1 protein-coding gene is annotated in these 259 nt (G+C 38.6%); it reads right to left on the bottom strand.

The annotated features are described in order from the left end of the window. On the bottom strand, positions 1–259 hold a 259-nt coding region (locus LVY74_RS17710; RefSeq protein ID WP_237816156.1), incomplete at both ends, for a hypothetical protein.

Below are 259 nucleotides of genomic sequence, written 5' to 3'. Positions count from 1 at the left end.
GCCTGATTTTCTAACGACAGTATGATATCCAAGCTAGTTATCATGGCTTGTTTTTTTTGATACAGTGCTTCTAGAATTTGGCTAATGTCCATGCTTGACTGATAGGCACTGCTCGACAAGTTACTAACCAGTTGTTTTTGAGAACTTGGTTTTTCTAGCTTTTTTAATGGTTTAAGCAATCCTCGATGAGAAGGCTTATTTGGGGCAAGTGAAAACGATAGCGCTCGATTGTAAAATGTTAATAGCAATGCCATCCCTC

It is taken from the genome of Acinetobacter sp. ME22 (assembly GCF_022012315.1).
GTDB classification, from domain to species: domain Bacteria; phylum Pseudomonadota; class Gammaproteobacteria; order Pseudomonadales; family Moraxellaceae; genus Acinetobacter; species Acinetobacter brisouii_A.
This window is presented reverse-complemented; position numbering and strand designations above follow the sequence as displayed.